The organism is Aporhodopirellula aestuarii (assembly GCF_023701485.1).
In the GTDB taxonomy this organism is placed as follows: domain Bacteria; phylum Planctomycetota; class Planctomycetia; order Pirellulales; family Pirellulaceae; genus Rhodopirellula; species Rhodopirellula aestuarii.
Genome location: NZ_JAMQBK010000083.1, coordinates 136,655 through 160,073 on the forward strand (window position 1 = coordinate 136,655; position 23,419 = coordinate 160,073).

The following is a 23,419-nucleotide window of genomic DNA, read 5'->3' on the forward strand; positions in this document are numbered from 1 at the left end:
TTTGAGTGGAAAAACCCGAAATTCCGTTTTCGGCTTGCTCGGGCGGCTTAGCCGTGAGCACTCATCCACCACTGTTTACGCCCGTTTCGATGTAGGGGTCAAGAGAAAAACGATTCCCAATCATAAATTTGCGACGAACACTTTGACGTCACTCCGCACACGTCGATACGGGCATCTGACGCGGGTTTTTGGCCTCCTAGACAGCCCCAGCGAGCGACATATTGTCTCCCGGGAATCCGTTTTCGCCGGATCAGTGTTGACGCCATCTGGAGCAGTTTTCTAGCGTCACGGGGCCTTTCCCCCCGCACCCCAGGTGACCCATCTTGTGTACGCTGAAATCATTTCAGTCGCTCGTTTTCGTTTTCTTTTTCTCGCTTCAGCCCGGCCTCACGCTCTCCTCCATCGCGGTCGGCCAAGATACTTCCGAACCGAGCCCCGCGCCGACTGAACAATCGATTTCGATCGAGTCGATCGAACGCACGATCTCCGATCTCGAGAATCGTAAAGACATCGATGCCGAACAACGTGCGCAGGCGATCGATAACTACCGCGCAGCATTGAACAACCTTCGTTCGGCTACTGAAAACGAAGCGACGGCACGCGCACTCGCCGCCGAAACCGAATCGGTCGCTCTGCGTGTCGAGCAACTCAAGCAACAACGCGCCGAACTCAAAGATCAAAAGCCCAACGTCGAACCGGGGCTCAGCCTCGCGGAGATGGAACAGCTTCTGCCGCAATGGGAGCTGCTTCTTGCCAATCATAAGAAGAGTCGGCAAGCCGCCGAATTGGATCAGCAAACACGCTCGCAGCGACGCAAAGAGATCCGCACCCTCATGGTGGGCAAGGAACAGCGAATTGCCGATACCACGTCACAATTAAAATTGCTCACCTCGTCGGAAACGTCGACTCAGTCGAATTCCTTCGCGGTTCGATTGATCACGCGCCGCATGACGCTCGTCAAAGAACTCCCGGCCCTCCAAGCGGAACTCGCAAAGTACGACGCCGAAGAGTCGGCCGACATCCTTCGACTGCGAATCGATGTAGCCAACGCAAACGCGGCTCATCGTGAAAAATGTATCGAACTGCTTCAAAAAGAAATCACAACGGCACGCGAACGAGCCGCCGAATTGTCGATCCAACAAGCCCGCTTCGAAGCCATCGCTGCGGCACCGTCCCTCAAAGACTATGCCGAAACCAATCAAAAGCTCGCTGAAAAAACCAAGTTCATCGCCGAAGAGCTAGCCAAGGCCGAACAACAACAAAAACTCGCTGCGGAAGCCTACGAGGGTCTCGTCCGGCAGTTCAACCTGACCCGCAAGAAGGTTGAAACCGTGGGGCTGACCAGCTCGATCGGCGCTCACCTTCGCAAACAAAAGCAAGATCTGCCCGATGTGTCGGAGCGACGCGCCGCCGTCTCGCTCCGTCAACCGCTGATCAACGACATCCAATACGAGATCTTTGATCTCGAGGATCAACGCCAAGAAGTCGGCGATGCGAAATCATTGCTCGCCGAAACCGTCGGTGAACCCCAACCCAAACCCGACACGCAATCCGCACACAGCGCGGCGCTCGATTTGGCGTTGCTGGAATCCGCCGCGCAAGAATTGATCCAGCGGCGCAGCGAAACGCTCGACACGCTCATCAAGAGCGACGGGCAATACTTTGACGAGTTGATCGAACTCGATACCAAAGACCAACAACTCATCAAGCTCGTCGCCGACTACGAAAACTACATCGACGAACGGGTGTTATGGATCCGCAGCGGTCGCCCTCTCATGTCCGACTTCAGCTTCGACGCATCGGATTCATGGTTGATCAGTCCCGCGAAATGGGTCGAAGTGGGAACCGCGTTGCTCGCCGACATTCAAAACCGCTACTACCTATACTTGTTGATCCTGTTGCCTTGGACAGTACTCCTCGTTCGTGGCCGTAAAATCCGTGACGCCATCGGACGCTTTGGTGACACCGCTTACCGCGCGAATTGCCGGTCCATTCTGCCGACCTTGAAAGCCGTGTTCTTAACCGCACTGGTTTCGGGGGTCTGGCCTGCGTTTTGTGCATTGTTTGCGTGGCGACTGCACCGCGTCGCGGGCGATTCCGAATTCATCGCCGCACTTAGCAACGGGTTCCTGTGCGTCGCACTGCTGTGGATCGTGCTGGAATTCGTTCGACAAATTTGTCGCCCCATGGGTCTGGGCGAAGCCCATTTCCGCTGGTCCACGCATGCCACCGAATCGCTGCGGGGCGGACTTCGCACGATCACCATGATCGCCTTGCCTCTGGTTTTTGTCACCGCCACTCTATCCGTCAGCGAACGATCGCACGGACGTGATTCACTCGAGCGGGTGTTCTTTCTACTCGTGATGGTCGTAGCGGCCTACGGAATGTTCCGACTGCTGACGCCCGGTGGAGTGCTTCGCGAGTACTTCTCATCAGATGAATCGCCTTGGGGCGGCCGGATCAAACACCTCTGGTCGATCTTCGGAACAAGCGTGCCTCTTTCGTTGGCCGCCTTAGCCATAGCCGGTTATTACTACACCGCCGAAGTGCTCTCGTGGCGTCTGTTTGCGACGTTCGGTTTCGTGATCTCGCTGTTGATCATTCGCTCGCTGTTCTTCCGCATGCTCATGCTCCGTCGACGCTACCTCAGCATGGAGCAATCGCGACAACGTGCCATGGCATCGGTCAGCACGACAGAATCATCCTCGCATTTGGTTGCCGGGATCGTCACCGAAGATCCGAAAGCCGACATCACCGCACAAAGCCAGCAGTCACGACGGTTAATCAACTCGGCCATGATCGCCTGTTCCGTGGTTGGACTGTGGATGATTTGGGTGCAGGTGTTGCCCGCGTTGAGCATGCTCGACAACTACCCGGTTTGGAAGACAGCACCAACCGCATCGGTCCAATCAGCTGCCGCAGTACCCTCGATTGCCGCATCAATGATGCCAGCGACCGACGACGGCGCGGACATGACTGGAAATTCATACGGAGATATCCGTGACGCGTCGGTGATCACCCTTTCCGACCTCGCACTCGCTCTGTTGATCGTTGCGGTCACGTTCGTATTGTTCCGAAACGGCCCGGGACTTCTTGAGATGTCCGTGCTGCAACAACTCCCCGTCGACGCATCGGTCCGCTACGCGATCACGACTCTCGTCAGTTACGCGATTGTCTTGATCGGAACGATCGCATCCTGCTCAACCATCGGATTGCAATGGTCTCAGATCCAATGGTTGGCAACGGCATTAACATTCGGACTCGCGTTCGGTCTGCAGGAAATGTTCGCAAACTTCGTCGCCGGATTGATCATCTTGCTCGAACGACCGATCCGCGTCGGAGACATTGTCACCGTCGATGACGTCAGCGGTGTGGTTTCTCGCATCCGCATCCGGGCCACCTCAATCACCAACTGGGATCGCAAGGAATACGTGGTTCCCAACAAAGAATTCATCACCGGGCGTCTGTTAAACTGGACGTTGTCAGACAAAATCAACCGCATCGTCGTCAACGTCGGAGTCGCCTACGGTTCCGATACCGAACGTGCCCGCGAAATCTTGCAGAGCGTCGCCAAAGAACACCCTCTGACTTTGGACGATCCTCCGCCAAACGCCACGTTTGAAGGGTTTGGCGACAGTGCTCTCAACATGGTGTTGCGAGTGTATTTGCCGACGTTAGACAATCGACTCGAAGTCATCCATCAATTGCACACCGCAATTAATCGGGCCTTCCGTGCCGAAGGAATTGAAATCGCCTTCCCACAACGAGACCTTCACATCCGTACTTCGGTCGCCGGAGCCACTGCCCTCGGACTTTCATCCGAAACGACGAGTGTCAACGAATCAGCCAATGGCGACCTATCCCGAGAAGCTGCGTAATTGCTTTGAACGTTAAACTCATGCTCCTGTCTCGCCGCCGTCGCCGCGCCCTCAATACCGTCGGCAAGGTCCCGGGATCGATCGTGGCGCAAAAGGGGAGCGTGAAAGGACAGATTCGCGTCATCCACTACGACGCGAAAGGACACACGGACCAAAAGTTCGAAACGGTCAGCGAACTCAACCAGTTCGTGCCGAAGAAGAAGTCCGCCCAGGCCGATGCCGCCGCGCACGAATCCGCGGAATACGTACCGATTGAGCGTCCAGACCATGTGACGTGGATCAACGTCGATGGAGTCGGCGATGCCAAGATGCTCAAAGAACTTTCCCGCATGTTTGGGATCCACCCGCTCGCGATGGAAGACGTCGCGAACGTACACCAACATGCCAAGACCGACATCTATGGCGACATGCTGTTCCTCGTCGTGCGAATGCCCACCGGCGACGACGGCTTCGAAACCGAGCAAGTCAGCATCTTCCTGATCGATGGACTTGTCATCACCATTCAGGAACACCCCGGCGATTGTCTCGAACCGGTGCGACACCGGATCGCAAACAAACTCGGGCGCATCCGGCGACGCAAAGCGGACTACCTCGCCTACGCCATCATGGATGCGATCATCGACGGCTATTTCCCGTTAGTGGAGAAGTTCGCTGAACGCCTTGATGAAGCCGGCGTGATGCTCGAGAGCGGTGGCAATCGCCAGTTGCCGCTGCATTTACACAGCATCCGCGGCGAACTCCTATTGATCCGCAAAGTCATGAACCAACACCGCATCGCAATCATGAATGTGTTGCGAGAAGAGGGTGAACTGATCTCCCCTGACACCGCGTTGTACTTTCGCGATTGCCAAGATCATGTCCAACAAATCATCGAAGCCGCCGACACGGACCGCGAAACCTGTGGCGAGGTCCGCGAACTGTACTTCGCGATGCTCGGCGAAAAGAACAACGATGTGATGAAAGTCCTCACGATCATCGCCACCATTTTCATCCCGATGAGTTTCGTGGCCGGCATCTACGGCATGAACTTCGACCCCAAAGCGTCGGAGCTCAACATGCCCGAACTCCACTGGGCATTCGGCTATCCATTTGCCCTCGGCCTCATGGCCTTGATGGCTGGCGGTCTCCTCGCATTCCTTTATCGCAAGGGCTGGTTGAGCTAAGCAGCTCGACGGCCGTTTTCCTGAGCACCAACCGTTTGGCGTCAATCGCTATCTGAGTGTCACCACTCAACCGGGGATGAACGAACACGCCGGCGTGAGGCTTTGGGCAAACAGCGTTAACAATTTCGCGACCGCCTCGATATCCGACGTTGAAATCGTCTCAACCGCCGAATGCATGTATCGGTTGGGAACTGCGACGAGTCCGGTAGCAACGCCCACACCGGAGATTTGCAGCACGTTGGAATCGTTCGGCGCGGCGCGGCCGAGTGCAGCGAGCTGATAAGGAATTCCGTTGGCCTCCGCCAATTCGATCAACCTCGCGGCAACCTTCGCGTTGATATTCGGCCCACGCACGATCACCGGACCACCGCCGAGTCGAATGTTGCCCTGCTGTTGCTTGCTGATCGTTGGACAATCCGACGCGTGCGTGACATCGACCGCAATCGCCACATCAGGCGAAATCCTGGCCGCTGCGGTTCTTGCACCACGCAGTCCGATCTCTTCTTGGACCGTCGCGACCCCGAAGACCTGACATTGCAGTGGTTGCTCCGACTGCTCCGCGGCGCTGCGGCGGACGGTTTCGATCACCGTCCACATACCCGTTTTGTTATCCATCCCAGGACCACTGACGAAATCGCCGAGCAGCGGACGGTATTGCAAATCCAACGTCACCGGATCGCCGATTCGCACCACCTTCGCCGCCTGTTCGCCGCTTGTCGCACCGATGTCGAGCCACATGTCTTCCAACCGGACGACTTCCTCGCGCTCTTTCGGCGACAACAGGTGGATCGGCTTGCGGCTGATCACAGCCGATACCGGACCATCGGCCGTCCATACGGTCATCGCTTGGCCAATCAGTTGCTGAGGATCCCACCCGCCGATCGTTTGGGCATAGAGAAAACCTTCTTCGTCGATGTACGAAATCAACATACCGATTTGATCGCAGTGCCCGGCCAGCATCAATCGCGGCGAATCCGCCGGTCCGACACACGCGGTCAAGTTGCCGTGTACGTCGATCGATACTTCGTCGGTATGAGGCTTGAGATACTCCGCAATCAACTTTTGAATCGGCTCTTCGTAGCCCGAAGGGCTTGGCGTTTTGATGGCGGATTCGAGAAACTCGAGTGGTGACATGGCCATGGTGATTCAATCTCAGTGGAAGGATGGAGCAGGTTGGGTGAGTCAGAACAGCGAAAAGGGAGTCCCGCTATCGATCGTCAAAAGGTCGTTCGCGAATCTGATAGAACAACGCCTTCTTCTGGTCGGGCAATGAAAAGTCAAACCCGCACGAACGCAGGAAGTCTTCCGATGAACTGATCGCGAGCACTTCCATGACGCCTAACGATCGGGCCCGATCGATACACTGAGCGACCAATTGGCGTCCGAGACCCAAACGCTGGGCCTCCGGATGAACCGCCAAGCACTGCAATTCAGCGAGCTTGGGCGAGTAAATTTCCACCGCGGCAAACCCAATGCACCGTTCGCCCTGCATCGCGACAAAACCGTGACGCGTCAATTCGATGATCTCGGCTTCACTCCGTGCGAGCAATAAATGCTGCGAAACAAACGGCCGCATCAACGCGTGAATTGCGGCCGCGTCAGTCGGTAAGGCTTGCCGCAATTCACAGGCGGGCTTGGGAGTCGATTCAGGATTAGAGTTCATCGGCGAAAACGGGATACGCGTTGAGGGCACACGGCAGAACCGAGAAAGTACGTTCTGACTTTCGAACGGTCGTTTTACCAAGTCCGCCCAACGAGGAGGAGCGGAGGGTGAGTGCCCGTGTGATGGACAGATCTCTCTCATTCCCATTTCGTCGACACACCGCGACGGCGACACGTCGCCGCGTTCCCTCACTCTTGCCCGGTACGACCGTTTACCCGCCGCGTGGCTTGCGTTGCGGTTTCGCGAGCAAATGGATCGGCGGAACGATCGCACCACCTCCGTGGAACGTTCGTTTGCCATCGATCGTGTGATCGAGCACGAAGGCACCCGAAGGAATCCCCTTCCGCGGACTCACCCGCAGGATTGCGGCATGGCCGCACTGCTGACACCGCAAACGGAACCCGTGCTGGTCGAGCATCGTCTGAATCGCCGCCGCTAAGGCGCGGTTGTGTTCGAGCGAACCGAGCGATCGACCGACGAGCCCCTGCAATTTGGCTTGCAACGTCAAACGCATCGAACGTTGGATGCGATTGAGTTCCTGCTGCAACGACTCGAGCAACTGCTCCGCAGGCACTTCGGCGTCGAGAACCTTGCCCGTTTCAGAAGTCTCGCCGGCTTCGGCGGTCTCAGCGAGATCAGGCGTTTCCTGCCTATCTTTTGATTCGCCCGTGTTGCTAGCATCGCCGACCGGTTTCGCCTCATCTCCCGGCCGAGACGATTTCCGCAGCGCGGCGAGTTGCTCCAACGGTGCGTTCAAAATAGCTCCCAAAAGAAACGCGGACTTCGTCGCCGAAGAATTTCGCCGCAAAAAAACACTGGACACCAGGTTATACAAATTGTATAACTAGTCCAGTTCAGTTGGTCGATTTTTTCAAAAAGGGCACCCAAATCGGTTTCTCGACCGCTCTGACCCGATGCTTCGGCGCAAATCGCCGCTTCATCACAGACGGCCCGTTCGTGACAGACGTTGTGATCGGTCTAGAGACCCCACCAAAGCTAAGTTTCGAAATAACTTCCTGTGGCGGGGGGAAGCAGGTTTCAACTAACGTCGTCCCGTAACCAAGAATCTCACTTCTCCCGCGTCCTCATCCGCTCCAGATCACTAGGCTTATGTCGGTCAACCAACAAACGGTCGAAGAAACCAAGGCTCAGATCCGCGGTCTTGTCAACGAAATCGCAGCGTTGACCAAGAGCGGAGCGACGGCTTCGGAGTTTTACCCCGAGCTACTTTCCCGGATCATCACGGCACTCGCGGCCGCCGGCGGTGCGATTTGGCTGCTCGACGAAGACCGACAATTGCGGTTGCAGTACCAGATCAACGCCGAACCCTCGATCCTGGCCGACGACAGCGACGACGCCACGCGTCACCGCCGGTTGATCCAACGTGCCGCCAACGCCGGCCAATCCATCCTGATTCCGCCTTACAGCGGCACGACCGATGGCGACGCCGAAGGCAACCCGACGCGGTACCTGCTCGTCCTCGGTGCGTTGCAGCATGACGGTCAAAAAGACGGGCTGATCGAAATCTTCCAACGCCCCGACACCGCACCGGAAACGCAGAAGGGCTACCTGCGGTTCTTGCAACAAATGTGCGAACTCGCCGCGGAATGGCTCCGCAGCCAAAAGCTGATCAAGCTCGGTGATCGCCAAACCCTTTGGCAACAAGCCGATTCGTTCGCCCGCGCCGCCCACGAATCACTCGACCTCAAAGAAACCGCCTACATCGTCGCCAACGAAGGTCGCCGTTTAATCGGATGTGACCGCGTCAGCGTGGCGATCAAGAAAGGCCGCAAGTGCACCGTCGAAGCGATCAGCGGCCAAGACACCATCGAAAATCGATCCAACATCGTCTCGGCGCTCAACGTTCTCGCCACCCGGGTCGTCGCGGCCGGTGAACCGCTCTGGCACGACGGAACCACCGAAGACTTGCCGCCTCAAATCGAAGAGGCCCTCGAAGACTACGTCGACCTGTCCTACGGACGAAACATCGCCGTCCTGCCGCTTCGCGAACCGCAACGCAAACTCGGTCATGAAAAGGAACACGGCGCCGCCGGCGAGGTCGACCGTGACGACGCACACCGGGGTGAAGTGATCGGCGCATTGATCGTTGAACAGATCGAAACCGACCTCCCGCCCGACGTGTTCCGCACCCGTTGCGATTTGGTATACGAACACGGCACCCGTGCGATCGCAAACTCGCAGGCGCACACCAATCTATTCCTGATGCCGCTGTGGCGAACACTCGGCCGCGCCACTTGGGTGCTTCGCGCCCGGACGCTGCCCAAAACCCTCGCCGTGATCGGACTCATCTGCGGCATCATCGCTGCCGGCGTTTTCGTCCCGATGGACTTCGACCTTGAAGCCGACGGAACCCTTAAACCCGAAGCACGACGAGAGATTTTTGCCGGGATCGACGGTGAAGTTCGCGAAGTGTTGGTTGATCACAACTCGATGGTCACAGCCGGCCAACCACTCGTGCGAATGATCAATCCGGACGTCGAAGTCGAGATCACCGAACTCGAAGGCCAGATCTACACCACGAAAGCCGAACTGCAACGCGTCCGCGGCCAATTGACCAAACGCGACTCGCTAAAACGAACCGACTTGCGTGCCCTCGAAGGCGAAGAACTCGAACTCGAAACCAAACTCGACGCCCAAAACGCCAAACTCGCGTTGAAGAAGAAACGAGCCGACGACCTCATCGTTCGCTCACCGATCGATGGCCGAGTGGTCTCTTGGGAAGTCGAAAAACTACTGCTCAATCGCCCGATCTCGACGGGCCAAGTGCTCATGGAAATCGCTGACCTGAGCAAACCGATGTATCTCGAAATCGAGATGCCTGAAAAACGCGAAGGGCACTTGGACGAATTCATCAGTGCCAACTCCGCCAAAGAACTCGAAGTCACCTACATCCTGGCGTCTGACCCCGATCATCCGCTGCCTGCGACGTTGCCGGTGGAAAACATCTCGCTGCGTGCCGAAGCGAGCGAGGAACACGGATCGATCATCAAGATGCGAGTCATTCCCGATCAAACCGAATTGCGAAAGCTCTCTCCGAGCCCCGGCACGAAACTGACCGCCGACGTCAAAGTCGGCCGCCGAGCGAGCGGCTTTGTACTACTGCACGAGGTTTACGAATGGTTTGCCAAATTCATCTTCTAAACGCCAACGCTCCCATTTTTAGACTGCCGCATTACTGAGAGCTCTCTTCTCTTCTCCTCCTTCTAGTCATTGCTCCCAACGCGAACACGCCCATGTTTTTCACCCCGCCCAATAAACGAAACGTTCTGCTCGCGGCGATCGCCGTCATCGCCACGTGGTCGACGATGCCGGACCGTGTTTTCGCACAGTCGTACTCCACACAACTGCAGTCTCCTGGGCAACGAGTGGTTGCCGACAATTGCAGCGTAAAGTACATCCGCAATGTCAACATTCCCGCCGAAGTCGAAGGCAAACTCATCGAGTTGAACGTCGAAGAAGGAATGAATATTTCCGAGGGGGACGTGCTCGCGGTCGTCGATGACACCGCCGCAAAACTCGCGCTCGAGCTGAAACGTGCCGAAGAGAAGCAAGCCATGCTCGAGGCCGACAACAACGTCAACCTCGAAGACGCGCGAAACAGCCGCGAACTCGCCGATGCGGAAGCCGAATCACACAAGAAGCTCTACGACGAACAGGCCATCCCATTCTGGGAGATGAAGAAAAAGGTGCTCGAAGCGGTCCGCGCGGCATTGCGGATTGACCTGGCCGAGATGCAAAAGAAGATCGCCAGCGCCCAATACATCGCCAAACGTAGCGAACGCGAAATCGCCCAATACGAACAACAACGCCGGCAAGTGTTTGCCCCTTTTGATGGCTATGTCGAAACACGAATCGCCCAACGCGGCGAATGGGTTCAACCGGGATCGCCGATTGCCACCCTCGTGCAACTCGACCGTGTCCGTGTCGAAGGCGTCGTCGATGCACTCGCTTTCTCCGGTCGGGTACGTGCCGGACTTCCCGTTACGGTCCGCGTCTTCGCCTCGAGCGACCGCGAACGACCTGTCGTCGTCCAAGGCAAACTCGGCTTTGTCAGCAGCGAGTTGAACCTCCGTCGGCAAGTCCGAATTTGGATCGATATCGACAATGTCAAAGACGAAAACGGAGCCTGGATTGTCAAACCCGGCATGCAAGCGGAAATCCTGTTTGAGTAGGAACGCTGCCCGAACAAGAACGTGATCGAGAACGATCACCAAGTCGATTTCCAACCTCCCCAACAAAACACCCACGTCTCTTAATTCATGGCCACCCTTGCTGAATCACTGGTAAGCAGCTCGTCGCGTGCACTCACGGTGCGCCGCCGTCCTGACCTGACCGCGAGCCGGCACCACTACCAAGGCCAAGGCTTCTGGGTGCTCAAAGAGCCCGTCGGGTTGCAGTACTTCCGTTTTCACGACGAGGAATACTTCATCCTGAACATGCTCGACGGGCATGTCAGTTTGCAACAGATCAAGGACGGTTTCGAGCAACGGTTTGCCCCACAAAAAATCACCTTCGGCGACCTGCAGCAGTTCATCGGAATGCTCCACCGTAGCGGTTTGGTGATCAGCAACTCGCCGGGCCAGGGCAAATCACTACGCGAACGTGGACGCACCAAAAAGAACAAAGAACTGCTCGGCAAACTTTCAAACGTTTTTGCCGTCCGCTTCCGTGGGATCGACCCGGAAAAAATCCTCAATCGATTGCTACCGATTTTCGGCTGGGTTTTCACCGTTCCCGCGTTGATCTTTTTCATCGGGCTACTGATCGCCGCTTCCTTGTTGCTGGCGACGCAGTACCAAACCGTATACGCGAAACTGCCCACCTTCCACCAGTTTTTCGCCGCCGATCGGTGGATCATTCTGGCCGCGACGATGGCGATCGTGAAGGTCATTCACGAATTCGGGCACGGTCTGAGTTGCAAGAAATTCGGCGGTGAATGCCACGAGATCGGCTTCATGCTGCTCGTGTTCACGCCCTGTTTGTATTGCAATGTGTCCGACTCGTGGATGTTGCCAAACAAATGGAAACGCATCTGGATCGGCGCCGGCGGAATCTACGTCGAGATGATCCTCGCTTCGATCGCTGCGTTCGTCTGGTTCTTCAGCGAGCAGGGAACCACGATCAACGATTTGTGTCTCAACATGATGTTCCTCAACGTCATCAGCACCGTGCTCGTCAACGGTAACCCACTGTTGCGTTTCGACGGTTACTACATCTTGATGGATTACCTCGAGATTCCGAACTTGCGTCAAAAGAGTACCGAAGTACTCAAACGCTGGTTTCAAAAGACCTGCCTCGGTCTGGAATTGCAGGACGATCCGTTTTTGCCGCAGCGCAACCAGTTCATGTTTGGAATGTTTACCGTCGCCAGCGTGATTTATCGCTGGGTCGTGGTGTTTTCCATCGTATGGTTTGTAATGCAGGTTCTCGAACCCTACGGCCTGCAAGCACTCGGACGCATCTTGGCCGTAATCGGATTTTCAGGATTGGTCGCCCAACCGGTGATCCAAACTTGGAAATTCATTCGCACACCTGGGAGACTATCGAAAGTGAAACGTGGCCCACTCCTGACCTCTTTGGCAGTTGCCGGCGCGGTGATCGCAGCGGTGTGCTACATCCCACTGCCACACCATATCGACGCCGCCTTTGAAATCCGCCCCAGTCGCGCGGGTGCCGTTTATGCGGGAACCGTCGGACGCGTCGTCGAAACCGTACCGGTTGGTACACGCGTCAGCCAAGGACAACCCATCGCCGTTCTCGAAAACCCTGAATTGCAAATCCGATTGGCCGACCTCCAAGGCGAAGAACGCTTTGCATCGGTGCAATTGGCGAACCTCAAACGACGTGCCCAAGAAGATCCCGCTGTCGTTGCACAGCTCGAAACTCAGGAAGAAATGGTCTACTCGATTCGATCGCTCAAACAGAAGACGCAAGAAGAGATCGATCGATTAACCATCAAAGCAAAACAGGACGGGTTTGTTTTGCCGCCGCCCGAACGTCCCTCCAATGATCCCGGTGACGGAAGATTGCCCGGTTGGACGGGAACACCACTCCAAGAACGAAACCGCGGCGCCTTGCTGACCGCAGACGACATGATCTGCGAGATCGGCGCCCCCGATGCTTTCGAAGCCGTGTTGATTATCGATCAAGGCGACCGACAACTCGTCCGCGAAGAACAATTGGTTGATCTCAAACTCGATTCGCTGCGTCTCAAAACCTTCCACGGCAGCATCGAAGAGATTTCCAAGAAACCAATGGACGCCGCTAGCGCGTCGATGTCCAGCCAAACCGGTGGTGACTTGCAAACCGAAATTGATCCCAAGACCGGACAAGTTCGTCCACGGAGCGTCTCATATCAAGCACGCGTTCCGATTGATAACTCCGACATGATCTTGCGTCCCGGATACCGCGGTGCAGCCAAAGTGCATGTCGATCCGATGTCGCTCGGCCAACGATTATGGCGTGTCATTATCAAGACATTTAACTTTGATTTCTAACCCAACGAACGAACAACCTATCCTTTGCAGCCCACGCAGCTTAAAGCTTTTCAAGACACGAACTGATTGAAAAATCAGTTTTATTATCCCACACCGACCGCTTTCGCGTTGCGAGTCCGGGGGGGATCTTTACCATGTGACCCAACGCGAAATCAAACCACCCTTCCCCCTTTCTCACCTTTTGGAGAATACTTGATGGCAGACGACAACAGCAACGATTCGGTAGAAGCAGAATCGGCAACCGCGACCGCAACCGCCGAACCGACATCCCCCGCAGCAAAGGCTCAAACGCCTCCACAACAACCTGTTCAGGTTCAAGTGGAAGATCGCGACGCGCTCGCTACCTACGCTAACTTTTGCCGCGTTACCGGATCACCCGAAGAGCTGATCATCGACTTCGGTCTGAACCCACAACCAATCGGTGTGCCAAAGGATCCGATCCAAGTCAAACAACGCATCATCGTGAACTTTTTCACCGCCAAACGACTGCTTGCTGCGTTGCAAATGTCGGTCGCTCGTCACGAATCGGTGTTCGGCGTTCTCGAAACCGACATCAACAAACGAGTTCGTCCAGGCTTGCAACAGCAACAAAAGTAGAACTCTCGAAACGCGAAACCGGCGAGTGACTCATCACCCGCGGGAACGTTCGACCGAACCACTCTGCCGATCCGGTAGAGTGGTTTTTTCATGTCGCGACCCAACGACGATCGCACCATGCCGCCGACCGAAATCATCCTCACACCAACGTTCCAATCGCCCCACGATTTCGTCTAGACTTCCCCCATGATCGCACCGAACACCGCCCCAGCATCGATCGCGCAGCTATTGGTGAGCGTGCGCGACATCTCCGAAGCCTCTCTCGTGGTGTCGACGGGCATCGACGTGATCGATTTCAAAGAACCCCATGACGGACCACTCGCCCCGGTCGATCCGGCGATCTGGATGTCAGCCTCCGTATTGTTCCCGCACGCATCGCTGTCGGCGGCCCTCGGCGAAACCCGATCGGCGTTGGCACTTGCGGCCCGCGTTCCACCGAATTTTCGGTTTGCCAAAGTCGGCCCGAGCGGCCTGCAATCCGCCACGCAGCTGGAACGGGTTTGGCGGTCGCTGGCGTTGCCTCCCAATGTCGAACTGGTCCCCGTCGCCTATGCCGACCACAAGGCCGCCGACTGTCTCGATGCCTCTCGAGTGCTCGCATCGGCAATCACCACCAACCGCCGACGGCTATTGATTGACACCTTTTGCAAGAACGGCCAATCGCTGTCCGAGCACCTCCCCACCGCCCAACTCGCCTCCCTCCTGTCGGACGCCCGCCAAGCTGGGGTATGGGTGGCTTTCGCGGGATCGATCAAACTCCCCGAAGCTCTACGTCTGCACGATTGCGGCGTGATACCCGATTGCTGGGGAGTCCGGGGTGACGTCTGTTTCGCGACCGCTGATTCTTCTCAACCGCGGACGGGCCAACTCGACGTGGACCGCGTTAATCGATGGCGGAAGGCTCTCAAACCGTCCGTCGGCTGTCCGATAATTCCTGAATCAGGATCGCCAGAGCGGCACTGACCATCGGTGTGCTCATGCTGGGAGAATCCGAGTTCTCACGGGCGACCTGGGCGGGCGCCAGCGGCATGTGAATGAACGTCGAGGCGGTCCGCATCCCGAAGGATCGGATGTAATGTTGGCTCAGAAACAGCGCGGCGTTGCAAAGGTAAGTACCCGCGTGGTGCGAAACGGTTGCCGGAATACCGGCCTCGCGAATTCGCGTCGCCGCGGCAGCCAACGGTAACGGGCTGCGATACGCTGCCGGTGCCTCGGAGAGGATCTCGCTCCCATCGGTCCGCAAATTCAATCCGACCGCTTCCAGCCGGAGCTGAGACGATCCGGGAGCCTGTCCGCAATGCAACGCGAAGTCATAATCCTCCTGCAAGTCGGTCCTCAGCTTCTCGCTCATCTTACCCAATTCAACCGGGTACCGACGTGTCACCAGCTCGATCGGGCCATCGTGCCAACGCGTTAACTCGATCAGCGCCAGCCAACTCGAATTGTCGGGCCAGCGATCGTAGGGTTCAAAAGCGGTCAAAAGGACGCGAGTCACAGGGCAGCAGCCGGTCGAATCTGTACGGACGGAAAAAGGGGGAACCGAGGCGTGAACACATCAATATTTCGCATCCACCCTGGAAGTATAGTTCGCCCGGCCCGGAGCGGGCGTCCTGGTTAGCCTCATCATCGATTTTTCAGTACAATCAAACCAGACGAACGGCCCTCACCCATGCGAACCATGGCGTCATTCTGCGTGTCTTCAAATCCTGTCCTGCCGATTCCCCCCCGCGGATCGCTCTTCTCTTTTTAGATCGCTAGCCCCGGAGTCACCGACATGTCTGCCCAAGTCGATCATCTCAGTGCGTATTTAGATCGCGGCGCGATTGTTTATGACCAAGACGAAGAACGCGGTTTGTTCCGGATGCTTTTCGAAGGCAAACACGGAGACCTCCGGGTCATGATGATCATCGACGAAACCATGTTGCAGGTGTTCACCCACCCCGCCAACAAGGTTCCCGAGAGCCACCGACAACTCATCGCCGAAGCGATCACCCGAGCCAATTACGGGTTGAAACTCGGTAAGTTCGAAATGGATTTTGAGGACGGAGAACTGCGTTACCAGACCGCCCTGCCGCTGGGTGATTCGTTCCCCGAAGATGATGTCATCGACCACATCCTGTATGTCGGTGGCGCCATGATCGATCGGTACGTTCCCGCGTTCCTGTCGATCATCTACGGCAACGAAGACGTCAAACTGGCGATCCATGCCGCCGAGATGTGATCGCGAAACGGGCCGCTTCCCCAGACTTTGGAAGCCACGGCCTGTGACCGAGTGAAATCAGCCGAAATGCGCCACGTCAAAACTGAGCAAGGGACCATCGCCCATCCCTGGCTCACACACCTGGCCGAGCACGCAAGCCAAGTGGCCGAAACTGGATAGAAGAGATCAGTCTCGGGGCATTGATTGTTTTAGTGCTACTTCTAGCGGAACGGCGCAAGCCGTCCGATCCCGCGATACCGGACGGCTTGCGCCGTTCCGCTACTTTTGAAATCCCGCAGTAATTAAACCGACGTCCCGAGAGACTGACCTGCGTACCTAACCCAAGGCCTGGCAGGCGTTCTGGCCCGCGTGTGTTGAGTCGAGCAGTCTCTATCGAGACCACGCTCCTCAAAACACGACGGGCACAGAACCCGCCAAATCGATTGATAGCGTTTGCCCCGGGAAATTGCCCCGCATTCAAAAAATGCTTTCCCAAAACGTTATCAAGACCTGCCTACAGAGAGTATCGCACCATTTTAGGGGCACGCTTTAACTCACGCTCAAGAAACAACCTCAGGGCAAGGCTTGGAGTGTTTGGCGCGTTTTCGACCCAACGACAACGCGTCTTTTGAACAGTCAACGAGTGACCGAACGCCGGATTCCACAGGACCAACGACAATTCACGCAGCCTCGTTATCGCTGCCCCCAAAAGTCCGTTCCGCAAATACAAGACACCGCTCGCATGGTTCGTCATCGCGCGGCAAGCCTGATCGTCTCGCGGTGAGGCGAAGGGACGCCGACGGCATCCCAAACGGACGCAGGGTCGAGCGATCCAACGAAAAAAGTTGACCGCGCTGAGCGACAGCGGCTACAACGAAAGCAAAAGAACGAGACAACAAACCACCTCTAAAAAACAGCTTGATGGTGCCTTCGCGTGCACCGAGCTGAAACATCCATTGGCACTTTGACTGGGAGTGAATCACATGAACAAAATGATCTTGTCGTTTACCCTCGTAGTCGGCATGTGCTCGGTGTTAATTGCACAGCCGCCGCAAACCCGACCAGACGCCGGAGGTACCCCACAACCCGGTGCTTCACCAAGCGTCTTACCCGATACATCCCCCGGTGCCTCCTCCGGTGCAGCGGATTGGCCTCGTCTGCGTCAGCCCGGACAACGACGGGCCGAGGGGGAACGCACGATTCGCGGTGAAGCCCGAGCGACGATACGGATTGATCCCAATGTGGCACCGACCAGTCGGAATTGGTATTTCGGCGTCTACCCTGAACGAGCACCGCGTGGTGTTCGCCTCGCTCGAATTGTCAATGGTTCAGCCGCGAGCCGGTTTGGGATGGAGGTCGGCGACTACATCCTAGACGTCGGCGGCTACGTGGTTGGTGAATACCAAGGACAATACTATCCGCTTTCCATGGCCATGGACTACGGAGCCGACGCAAGCGGCTGGGCGGAACTCCTCGTCTGGAACAAACGCACCTTCAGGGAAGAATTGATGTGGGTCCAGTTCTCTCGCCGCTGAGTTGGATGGAGTTCACGCTCCGCAGAAACCACCTCCTGCACCGGAATCCCAGCAACAATCGACCGGCGGGCTCAGCGCACCGACCACCCTTCCAATGCCGGCGACGTTGTTCGTGCAACGGCGTGAGCCATCCTCCTTTCCTAGCGGAACGGTGCGAGCCGTCCGGTGTCGCGCTGCAAAATAGCGTGACATATCGCCGGGCTCGCGTCCTCACGCCACGAGAACGGCTACCGCCCAGCTAGCAGGTAGCCAGCACGGGGCACTAGCCACCGGCTCAGATCAAGCATCGCTTAATCCCGTGTCCATCCACACTGACACATTTTCGATGAGTGCGAGGAAGACGATCCTGTCTTTCAAAAACTCAACAGGGATACTCATCGCTTAGCTCGAGAATGCTCTGCAATTTTGCCGAGAACGGAGAGGGGTCGATCCCTTGCAGTTCCAGCCACGCATCGTTGTAGTAGGTTTCGGTGTAACGCTCTCCGCCGTCACAAATGAGAGTCACAATGCTCCCTGTCTCGCCCGCCGCCCTCATCTCTTCGGCAATCTTAATGACTGCCCACAGGTTCGTTCCTGTCGAGGCACCGCAACGACGATCCAGCCACCCCTCGAGCAATCGCATGGTAGCAATGGAAGCGGCATCGGGAACTTGGACCATGCGGTCAATCACGGTACGAACAAACGAGGGTTCCACGCGGGGACGTCCAATCCCTTCGATTCTCGAGCGACCGGGCGTCGTCAGACTGGCATCTCCGGCATGAAAATAGTCGTAATAGACCGAGTTCTCTGGATCGACAACGCATAATTTGGTGGCCAGTTTTTGATAGCGTATGTAGCGGCCGATCGTGGCACTGGTTCCTCCGGTTCCCGCTCCCATCACAACCCACTTCGGTTCAGGGTGCTGTTCGAGCTCCATCTGCCGAAACAGTGACTCGGCGATGTTGTTGTTCCCACGCCAATCCGTGGCCCGCTCGGCGAACGTGAATTGGTCCATGTAGTGCCCATCCAACTGCGTTGCGAGGCCAGCCGCCGCAGAATAGATGTCTGACTGATCTGTCAAATGACACTGCCCGCCGAGAAAACGAATCTTGCAGATCTTCTCTTTGGCTGTTGTCGCCGGAATCACCGTGTGAAAAGGCAACTCAAGCAACTTCGCGAAATAGGCCTCACTGATCGCGGTGCTGCCGGAGGAAGCTTCCACAATCGCTTGCGACTCGCTGATCCAACCGTTGCAAATTGCATACAGGAAAAGAGACCTTGCGAGGCGATGTTTCAAACTACCCGAGGGATGAATCGATTCATCTTTCAGATAGATATCAATCCCTGGAAACGCGGCAAGTGGCAGCTTAATTAAATGTGTATCAGCAGATCGATTGAAGTCCGCATCGATTCGCGCAATCGCATCATGAGCCCAGCTGGTAGTCACTCGCTTCCCCTTTTCGGTCAATCAATCGTAGTTTGAAATCTAGTGCTATGTCTAACCGAAACGTCAGGGTTCTTGATTGAACCGGAACGCTCGCGTCCCGCCGCTACAAAACTTAGCGGTACGTCGCAAGCCGTCCGGTCGCACCCAGTGCGTCACTGTTCCATCACACAAAGGACATCAACCAAGACTCTGGACATCGGCCCCGTTTCTTTAGTCTTCCGCGAGCGCCAAGAGCGTGCGGATTCAAGGCCTCAACGACGCGCGATCGATTCTATCCCGTTTGTTTGCACAATGGGAATGATGGTGGGATTGGAATTTGCTCGGTTCACGCTACCCGCTTGCTCCGTACTTCGTTTGCGGGACGGCTGCCTGCGAGCGGTTTCGATGATCCACCCCAGCCGCTACGGGTCGAGTTCAACACCGACAAGCCACCGCTAATTCGCTATTATCGGCCGCTGTGTTTCACCCCGGCGGTAATCGAGGTGGCTGATCCTACGCTGCGAAACGTCGATTGGGACCGCTCATGCTAATCATCGTTATTTCGGCTCATTCGCCGCTCAGATGCCGGTCGCGGTGGAACTGACCGGCAGCAAGACCAAACTCCCTGCCGGTATGTCGTTGACAAGAAGTATCGTGCGCATTAGTTAAAGAGTCGTCAGAGAGGCTTTGTTTCGTCAGCTCTCCTGTCTTCAGCGACGCCCTCGCAACCATTTGGGAGAACACTCCTGCCCACAGAGAGCCAACCGGTGCTAAAGAAACAATCCTGGGTCAAACGCACGATCACGTCACCCACGGTCTACGTGATCGTGCTGTTGGTTGTGCTGAGTGTTTGGTTGTTGAATTGGATGACGGCCATGGGCGGGCCCGCTGCCGTGCGGGAGGCATATGGCATGCGTGCCCCGTTAGTGACGATCCCCGTGCACATTGTCGTTGCAATCACCCCCTTTCCTTCCGATTTCATTTCGATCGCAAACGGTGCCGTGTACGGGTTCTACGCCGGTGCGGCGCTCAGTTGGTTTGCTTGGTGGATCGCCGCCATTTTGGAATTCGGATTGGGTTATCGTGCCCGCAAGGATTTCGATCTGGAGCTCGCCATCAAGAACGCGCCCAGCTGGGTCCGTAGGGTCCCCGTGAACCACCCTGTCTTCCTGATAGGTGCCCGGCAGATTCCATGGCTGGGCGGCCACCTGACGGCCTTCGTGCCTGGCGCTGCCGGTGTTCATCTCAGCCGTTTCGTTTGGTGTTCAGCAATCGCCGTCATACCGGGGTCGATTGTGATGGCAGCCATCGGAGCGGGGCTCGTTGGTCTCAGCCAGTAGACTCAGCTTCGCATCGGCTGACGCCCCGGCGACGCAGTCATTGCTAAGAGATCGCAAACACACGGTCGTTCATGTTGAAATGCAGTACGCAATGGATCCTCGAACGACACGATGTTGAGCGGCTTGTTGATCGAGTAAGCCGAGACGCATCAGCATCCAGATGTGGTCAACTAAAGTTTCTTGATGCGAATATTGCGAAACCAAACGGGGTGTCCCCAATCCTGCAAACCGATCTTGCCGGATGTCGGCACGGATATTCCCAACTTGTCATAATCCAAATCAATGACCTGCTCGCCATTGAGTTCCACCTGCAACAGTTCCCCTTTGCATTTGATGGTGATCCGGTTCCACTCCCCGGCGGGCTTTGCCATGTTCTTGCTGGGAGGCGTTACCTTCTGAACGGCACCGCAATCGTCTGTCGTCAGAGGCCCCTCCTTACCGTGGGAATCCGTGAGCTCCACTTCGATGAAACCCCCCAAAGATTGAGAGCGTAGAAACACGCTACTATCACCACCTTTGGCGAGCTTGAATTCGAAGTCGAGTTCGAAATCACTGAACGTCCACTTTGTCCAGAGAAACAATCGGTAGCTGAAGATGCCCCTTTTCCCCGGCTTGGGTTTCAGCGCCAGGACACCGTCCTCCTCGACGACCCAGGTTCCGGTGGTTTCCCAACCAGTCAGGTCCTTGCCGTTGAAGAGTGGCAGGTAGCCGTCACTGTCCTTTTCGGCGGCGTGAGAATCGATCGCGCATGTCATGGCGGTAGTCATCGCGATGGCCACGAAACAGGCTGCAAGTCGAGGGGACATGAACTTCCTTCCAAAATCGAAATGCGAGTTGCCGCCTTAGCGTTCAACCCTGAGTGTCGCGTTGCAGGAAGCTGTGAGCACATCTCACCAGTAGATCTCCCCCCGCACGCAATTAGGTTGATTGCAAAATCGTCGCGAGGCAAGCGCAATCGCGATCTTTTCTAAGCTGGTAAGTATCACACCACCAGATTCCCAAATCGCTGACGATGCGATGATCGCCCCTGCGAAGCGGCAGTTCGTTGCCGAATTTGAGCCCGATTTCGCTAACTCGCGGGCAATATCGTGCGTTACTCATAACCCAGCGCTGACAGCCTTTCAAATTCCACTTGGCTGCTAAACGACCACGTCGCCGGATGAGCCGACACTTAAACGGCCCATTGATGCTCAGAGCGACGCAAGTAGTGAAGTTCCTTGTCTTTGGATGGCTCACGCTGAACCGCTTATTCAAAAGGATCCTGACAAATTGATCGACGGCATCGGATTTGCGTCCCGAAAGACTCGAAGAAGAAGTACTCGGCAAGCTCGATAAAGCCGCACATCAAAAACCGCTTGAGAGGAACCTAGCTGGATGGGGGCCACCTTTCACGTAGCTCAGTCTCTCCGAGACGGAGTATTGCGCGCGTTACCCACTTTTTGAGCCTCGGGGGACGTTGATTGTTTTAGTGCTTTTTTAGTGGTACGGCGCAAGCCGTCCGGTCCCGAGTCAACGGACGGCTCGCGCCGTTCCGCTACATTTGAACTCCCGCAGTAATGAAATCGACGTCCCGCGAGGCTCAGTTTCGTGAGAGGCGAAAACTCCAATTCGCCTGCCAGAACTTGGCGTTGTCCAGCAGAACCTCGATCGAAGTGGGACTCGCCTGGGTTCCCTCTTACAACTCTTATCACAAGGAATGCTGGCGAATCTCATTACCATGTTTTACTTCTCCATCTATTTCGCGATGCTCGTCGGTGCGCTCTGCACGATCGTTGCTTTGACCGCGATGCGTCGCCGCGAAAAGCACAATGTGGGGAAGTTTGGCTGGCTGCTACTGTTGTTACTAACGCCACCAATCGGGTTGATTCTGTTTCTGATCTTCGGTGGAAAGAAGGTCTCCGCCGAGCATGCCAACCGCGAGACAATCGTTCTGCCAAAACCGGACGAGTCCGATGCGGAAGTCGAAAGCTCGATCGCCGAAATCGCAACTATCCGCGGCATTCCGAAACCCAGCCGCAACAATCGGCTCAATGTTTTGACGACTCCCAAGTCAATGCATGACTCGCTCTTTGCGTTGATCGAATCTGCCGAGCGGCGATTGTTCGTCCATACCTTCATCCTGATCGATGATGACGTCGGAAACCGGCTGATTGATCGCTTATGCGAAAAGGCTCGTGCTGGGGTGGAGGTGCGATTGATGGTCGACGGGTTCGGATCATTCCTTTTCTCCGACGACTTGTTGGACAAGGTATCCGACGCCGGGGGACATGTGACTCGATTCAAACCGCTTTCAAAATTCGCTCGATTTGCATACCTCAATTTTCGCAATCATCGCAAATTCGCAATTGCAGACGGTAATCGTGCGTTTCTTGGGGGCACGAACTTTGTCGAATACGAGATGACGCCTGAACCAGATGACGATACTTGGATTGACTACGGAATGGCGATTGAAGGGACTGCCGCGCGACAAGTGGAAGCGGTCTTCGTGTCAGACTGGAACTTCACCACCGGCGAAGAAGTAAAGCGAACGACAGACACCGTCCCGCAAGTTTCGGATTCGGCCGACGATCGGTCGACGCTGCAAGTCATCCCGGTAGGTCCCGACGGACCACCTGAAATTCTTGACGATCTCTGGTTGACGGCGATCAACCGAGCGAAAGATCGTGTCTGGATCGTCACGCCCTATTTTGTTCCACCGCCGATGGCCATGCGTTCGCTAGCGATGGCCACCCGCCGAGGCGTCGACGTGCGGATCATCTATCCAAATGAGTCCGACATGGGACTGGCGGACTATGCAAGACGAGATTACGTCGTCGATCTCGATAACCTGGGTGCGAAGCTACATCTCCTTCCTGACAGGATGGTGCACGCCAAACTCTTGCTCATCGATCGGGAAGTCGCTTACGCCGGTTCAGCCAATTTCGACTTGCGAAGCTTCTTTCTTAACTACGAACTGGTTGTTGGAATTTTCAATCAGTCGAAAGTCGATGAAATTGCGAATTGGATCGAGACACTGACCAAACGATGTGTCGACGGACCAGTTAAAGACACATTGAAACGAAAGTTTCTCGGTGTCATGACAAGGATCTTCGCCGAAGAACTGTAGCGAAATTTACAGGG

General features: G+C 56.1%; 17 protein-coding genes. 11 read left to right on the plus strand and 6 right to left on the minus strand.

Features of this window, described 5'->3' with window-relative positions; translation table 11 throughout:
• The first annotated feature begins 323 nt into the window (after nt 1-323).
• Together NB063_RS27395 and corA are read left to right on the plus strand one after the other, a co-directional pair.
• Complete coding sequence (locus tag NB063_RS27395; RefSeq protein ID WP_250932245.1) at nt 324-3,878, plus strand: mechanosensitive ion channel domain-containing protein; 3,555 nt, start codon at nt 324-326, stop codon at nt 3,876-3,878.
• A gap of 20 nt (nt 3,879-3,898) precedes the next feature.
• Nucleotides 3,899-5,041 (plus strand): magnesium/cobalt transporter CorA, encoded by a 1,143-nt coding sequence (gene corA, locus NB063_RS27400; protein WP_250932246.1) that lies wholly within the window; start codon nt 3,899-3,901, stop codon nt 5,039-5,041.
• A gap of 66 nt (nt 5,042-5,107) precedes the next feature.
• On the opposite strand, the gene NB063_RS27405 is transcribed toward corA, so the two are convergent.
• From NB063_RS27405 to NB063_RS27415, 3 genes are all read right to left on the minus strand, one after another.
• The gene (locus NB063_RS27405; RefSeq protein WP_250932276.1) at nt 5,108-6,175 is read right to left on the minus strand and encodes a M42 family metallopeptidase; all 1,068 of its coding nucleotides are present in this window, start codon (nt 6,173-6,175) and stop codon (nt 5,108-5,110) included.
• 73 nt (nt 6,176-6,248) lie between these two features.
• Entirely contained in the window at nt 6,249-6,704 is a 456-nt protein-coding gene (locus tag NB063_RS27410) for a GNAT family N-acetyltransferase (RefSeq protein ID WP_250932247.1), read from the minus strand.
• A 211-nt stretch (nt 6,705-6,915) separates the two neighbouring features.
• The gene (locus tag NB063_RS27415; protein ID WP_250932248.1) at nt 6,916-7,527 is read right to left on the minus strand and encodes a hypothetical protein; all 612 of its coding nucleotides are present in this window, start codon (nt 7,525-7,527) and stop codon (nt 6,916-6,918) included.
• 287 nt (nt 7,528-7,814) lie between these two features.
• Here NB063_RS27415 and NB063_RS27420 point away from each other — a divergent pair, with 287 nt between their 5' ends.
• From NB063_RS27420 to NB063_RS27440, 5 genes are all read left to right on the plus strand, one after another.
• Entirely contained in the window at nt 7,815-9,866 is a 2,052-nt protein-coding gene (locus tag NB063_RS27420; RefSeq protein ID WP_250932249.1) for an efflux RND transporter periplasmic adaptor subunit, read from the plus strand.
• 92 nt (nt 9,867-9,958) lie between these two features.
• Nucleotides 9,959-10,897 carry an efflux RND transporter periplasmic adaptor subunit gene (locus NB063_RS27425; RefSeq protein WP_250932250.1) on the plus strand — a complete coding sequence of 313 codons (939 nt, stop codon included), beginning with the start codon at nt 9,959-9,961 and terminating at the stop codon, nt 10,895-10,897.
• Between the two features lie 87 nt (nt 10,898-10,984).
• The gene (locus NB063_RS27430) at nt 10,985-13,222 is read left to right on the plus strand and encodes an HlyD family efflux transporter periplasmic adaptor subunit (RefSeq protein ID WP_261367624.1); all 2,238 of its coding nucleotides are present in this window, start codon (nt 10,985-10,987) and stop codon (nt 13,220-13,222) included.
• 195 nt (nt 13,223-13,417) lie between these two features.
• Nucleotides 13,418-13,819 (plus strand): DUF3467 domain-containing protein, encoded by a 402-nt coding sequence (locus tag NB063_RS27435; protein ID WP_250932251.1) that lies wholly within the window; start codon nt 13,418-13,420, stop codon nt 13,817-13,819.
• A gap of 186 nt (nt 13,820-14,005) precedes the next feature.
• On the plus strand, nt 14,006-14,782 hold the full coding sequence (locus NB063_RS27440; RefSeq protein ID WP_250932252.1) for a (5-formylfuran-3-yl)methyl phosphate synthase: 777 nt from the start codon (nt 14,006-14,008) through the stop codon (nt 14,780-14,782).
• On the opposite strand, the gene NB063_RS27445 is transcribed toward NB063_RS27440, so the two are convergent.
• The gene (locus NB063_RS27445; RefSeq protein ID WP_250932253.1) at nt 14,724-15,314 is read right to left on the minus strand and encodes a pyroglutamyl-peptidase I; all 591 of its coding nucleotides are present in this window, start codon (nt 15,312-15,314) and stop codon (nt 14,724-14,726) included. The genes NB063_RS27440 and NB063_RS27445 overlap by 59 nt on opposite strands.
• 279 nt (nt 15,315-15,593) lie before the next feature.
• Here NB063_RS27445 and NB063_RS27450 point away from each other — a divergent pair, with 279 nt between their 5' ends.
• Together NB063_RS27450 and NB063_RS27455 are read left to right on the plus strand one after the other, a co-directional pair.
• The gene (locus NB063_RS27450; RefSeq protein ID WP_250932254.1) at nt 15,594-16,040 is read left to right on the plus strand and encodes a YbjN domain-containing protein; all 447 of its coding nucleotides are present in this window, start codon (nt 15,594-15,596) and stop codon (nt 16,038-16,040) included.
• 962 nt (nt 16,041-17,002) lie between these two features.
• Nucleotides 17,003-17,554 (plus strand): PDZ domain-containing protein, encoded by a 552-nt coding sequence (locus tag NB063_RS27455; RefSeq protein ID WP_250932255.1) that lies wholly within the window; start codon nt 17,003-17,005, stop codon nt 17,552-17,554.
• Nucleotides 17,555-17,915: 361 nt separating this feature from the next.
• Here NB063_RS27455 and NB063_RS27460 read toward each other — a convergent pair whose 3' ends face one another.
• Nucleotides 17,916-18,980: a PLP-dependent cysteine synthase family protein gene (locus NB063_RS27460; protein ID WP_250932256.1), complete on the minus strand. Its 1,065-nt coding sequence runs from the start codon at nt 18,978-18,980 to the stop codon at nt 17,916-17,918.
• A gap of 746 nt (nt 18,981-19,726) precedes the next feature.
• On the opposite strand from NB063_RS27460, the gene NB063_RS27465 reads away from it, so the two are divergent.
• Nucleotides 19,727-20,299 (plus strand): TVP38/TMEM64 family protein, encoded by a 573-nt coding sequence (locus NB063_RS27465; RefSeq protein WP_250932257.1) that lies wholly within the window; start codon nt 19,727-19,729, stop codon nt 20,297-20,299.
• Nucleotides 20,300-20,469: 170 nt separating this feature from the next.
• Here NB063_RS27465 and NB063_RS27470 read toward each other — a convergent pair whose 3' ends face one another.
• A complete protein-coding gene (locus NB063_RS27470) occupies nt 20,470-21,105 on the minus strand; it encodes a 3-keto-disaccharide hydrolase (RefSeq protein WP_250932258.1) in 636 nt (211 codons plus the stop codon).
• Between the two features lie 911 nt (nt 21,106-22,016).
• Here NB063_RS27470 and NB063_RS27475 point away from each other — a divergent pair.
• Nucleotides 22,017-23,405, plus strand: a complete 1,389-nt coding sequence (locus tag NB063_RS27475) for a phospholipase D-like domain-containing protein (protein ID WP_250932259.1) — start codon at nt 22,017-22,019, stop codon at nt 23,403-23,405.
• Nucleotides 23,406-23,419: the final 14 nt, after the last annotated feature.